The organism is Promicromonospora kroppenstedtii DSM 19349 (genome assembly GCF_000515355.1).
Taxonomy (GTDB): domain Bacteria; phylum Actinomycetota; class Actinomycetes; order Actinomycetales; family Cellulomonadaceae; genus Promicromonospora; species Promicromonospora kroppenstedtii.
The window spans coordinates 4,738-7,510 of sequence record NZ_KI911744.1; the positions used below are offsets into that span (position 1 = coordinate 4,738).

Genomic DNA, 2,773 nt, shown 5'->3' on the forward strand with positions numbered 1-2,773 from the left:
GGGGGGTGCGACCACCCAGCGGGAGCCGGCGACGAGCCGCGGTCCCGCGAGCAGTTCGGCGCTCTCCCAGGCCTTGTCGACCACCGCGGGCACCGGCGCCTGCGGGTCGGTCCCCGCGGGCGGCTCGGTCGCCCCGGCAGGGACCACCCCGATCCCGATGCTCTCGGTGGCACCGGCTACCCAGACGGCAGCGGTCCACGGGTCGATCCCGGCCGTGTCGGCGTCGGCGTCCGCGCCCCGCACGACGACGAGGTCGAGGCCCCCGGCCTCGGCCTGGCGTGCGAGGTCGGCCGTCAAGGTGTCAACGTCTGCCGAGGGCTCCGGCATGATCCCCAGCGCGAGTTCCATCGTGCTTCGCTTCCTTCTCATTCGTCGTCCGGTGTCCCGGCCGCCTGGACGGCGGCCTCCCTCGTCGCGGTCCCGCTCGGGTCCGGCTCGCCGATCTCCGCGTCGACGAGCGGCTTGACCTTGGTGCCGAGCAGCTCGATCGCGTGCAGGTGCTCCGACTGCGACAAGCCGCCCCAGTCCATGTGGACGAACTGGCGCACGTGGCCCCACCGCTCGTGCAGCCGGACGATCCGCTCGGCGATCTCCTCCGGGGAACCCACCAGCAGCGCGCCGTCGGGCGCGGTCCCGGCGTCGTACGCCTCGCGGCCCGGCGCGCGGAACCCGCGCTGCTCACCCACGACCCGCATGAACTGGTGGTAGTGCGGCCACCACAGCTCCCGCGCCGCGTCGCCGTCGTCCGCGACGAAGCCGGGCGTACCGATCATCACGCGCGTCTGCTCAGGGGTGTTGCCGAGCTGACCCGCCGCGGCGCGGTAGAGGTCGGCGAGCGCGGCCGAGCGGAACGCGTTGCCGGCCAGCAGGCCGGTCGCCAGCGGCAGGCCGAGCTCGGCGGCGCGGACCGCGGACGACGGTGTGCCACCCACCCCGAGCCAGACCGGGAGCTGCCCGTGCTCCGCGCGCGGTGGCACGTACTCGCCGTTCAGGGCGGCCCGGGTCGTGCCGTGCCACGTCACCCGGGGCGAACGGTTGACCGCCAGCAGCAGTTCGAGCTTCTCGGCGAACAGCGTGTCGTAGTCCTCCAGCGCGTAGCCGAACAGGGGGAACGACTCGATCGAGGACCCTCGTCCGGCGATGATCTCCGCCCTGCCGTTCGACAGCGCGTCGACGGTCGCGAACTGCTCGTAGACCCGTACCGGGTCGTCCGTGCCGAGCACCGTCACCGCGCTGGAGAGCTTGATCCGCGACGTCTGCGCGGCGACGGCCGCGAGGATGGGCGCCGCCGCCGACGCCGGGAACTCCGGCGTGTGGTGCTCGCCGATGCCGAACCAGTCGAGCCCCACCTGCTCCGTCAGAACCGCCGCCTCCTCGATGTTGCGGATCGCCTGCGCCTCCGAGACCCGCTCGCCGGTCCCCGGGTGCGCGCTCGCGTCCCCGAACACCGCTACTCCCAGCTCCATGTCCTTGCTCCTCCGCCACTCGTCCGAGAAACGGACCACGGTCCGAATCTTGCCGTGGGATGTAACGGACCGTGGTCCGGATATGTTCCCGGGCGACGAGCGGTGGCTACGCTCGTGGGATGAGCGCACCGAGACCACCGGAGATCACGCTGGTGGGCCAGCCGCACAAGGAGCGATCCGACGCCGCGCGCAACCGCACCCGCCTGCTCGACGTCGCCGCGCGGCTGGTGGCCGAGCACGGCGCACAGAACGTCACGATGGACCAGATCGCGACAGAGGCAGGTGTGGGCAAGGGCACGGTCTTCCGTCGCTTCGGGGACCGCACGGGTCTCATGCGCGCCCTGCTCGACCACGCCGAGAGGGTGTTCCAGCAGGCATTCCTCACCGGCCCCGCGCCCCTGGGACCCGGCGCCTCCCCGGCCGACCGTCTGCGCGCCTTCGGTGCCGCGGCCATCGAGCACCGCCTCCGGTACCGCGACATGTACCTCGCCGCCGAGGAGCCGGCCGCCCAGCGCTACGCGAACGACCCGCCACGCGACCTGCTCGGGCGGCACATCGCGACGCTCCTCGCCGCGGCGGGCACCACGGGCGACCTCGAGGTGCTCACCGAGAGCCTGCTCGCCTACCTCGACATGCCCCTGCTGAACCACCTCGACACCCGGCGCGGGATGTCTGTCGAACGCATCGCGGCGGGATGGGTGGAGCTGGCAGAGCGGGTGATCGGGCCGGCTCCGCGCCTACCGGAAGTCCCGTGACCGCGCCGGAACCGTCAGCGTCAGCGGCGCGAGGTGCTCCGCCAGGAGGTTGACGGCGCGGACTCCGCCCGGCGACGCGTCGTCGTCGGCGTCCTGGGCCTCGATCCGGCCCCTGATCACCATGGCCTGCGCCGACCGCGCCACCTTCCGGAACCGCTGCCACAGCCCGACGGTGCAGATCACGTTGAGCAGCCCCGTCTCGTCCTCCAGGGACAGGAAGGTCACTCCCCCGGCCGTGCCCGGCCGCTGCCGGTGCGTCACCACCCCGCCGACGGCGACCCGGCGCCCCGCCTCGGTCCCCAGCGCCTGTGCCACGGTGAGCACGCCCGCCGCCTCCAGCCCCGGGCGCACGTGCTGCGTCGGGTAGGAGTCGGGGGTGACGCCCGTGGCCCACGCGTCGGCCTGGGCCAGCTCGGCCTCGCTCATCCCGGGCAGTGTCGGGGCGTCGACGCCGACGCTGACGCCGGGCAGCGTCGTCGGCCCTTCCTGGCCCAGCGCGCCCGCTGCCCACAGCCCCTCCCGGCGGTCGACGTCGAGCGGCTCCAGCGCCCC

3 protein-coding genes and 1 pseudogene are annotated in these 2,773 nt (G+C 73.7%); 1 reads left to right on the forward strand and 3 read right to left on the reverse strand.

Annotation, left to right across the window (positions count from 1 at the left end; translation table 11 throughout):
- A pseudogene (locus tag PROKR_RS36085) lies at positions 1–348 on the reverse strand (LLM class flavin-dependent oxidoreductase); the annotation flags it as partial.
- Positions 349–365: 17 nt separating this feature from the next.
- Positions 366–1,466 (reverse strand): LLM class flavin-dependent oxidoreductase, encoded by a 1,101-nt coding sequence (locus tag PROKR_RS24175; protein ID WP_051433310.1) that lies wholly within the window; start codon positions 1,464–1,466, stop codon positions 366–368.
- Between the two features lie 119 nt (positions 1,467–1,585).
- Between PROKR_RS24175 and PROKR_RS24180 the strand changes: the two genes are divergently transcribed.
- Entirely contained in the window at positions 1,586–2,221 is a 636-nt protein-coding gene (locus PROKR_RS24180; RefSeq protein WP_051433311.1) for a TetR/AcrR family transcriptional regulator, read from the forward strand.
- Here the strand turns inward: PROKR_RS24180 and PROKR_RS24185 are convergent.
- Positions 2,204–2,773 (reverse strand): OB-fold nucleic acid binding domain-containing protein (locus PROKR_RS24185; protein WP_036968766.1); only part of this gene is annotated, 570 nt, incomplete at its 5' end. The two genes, PROKR_RS24180 and PROKR_RS24185, sit on opposite strands and share 18 nt — an antisense overlap.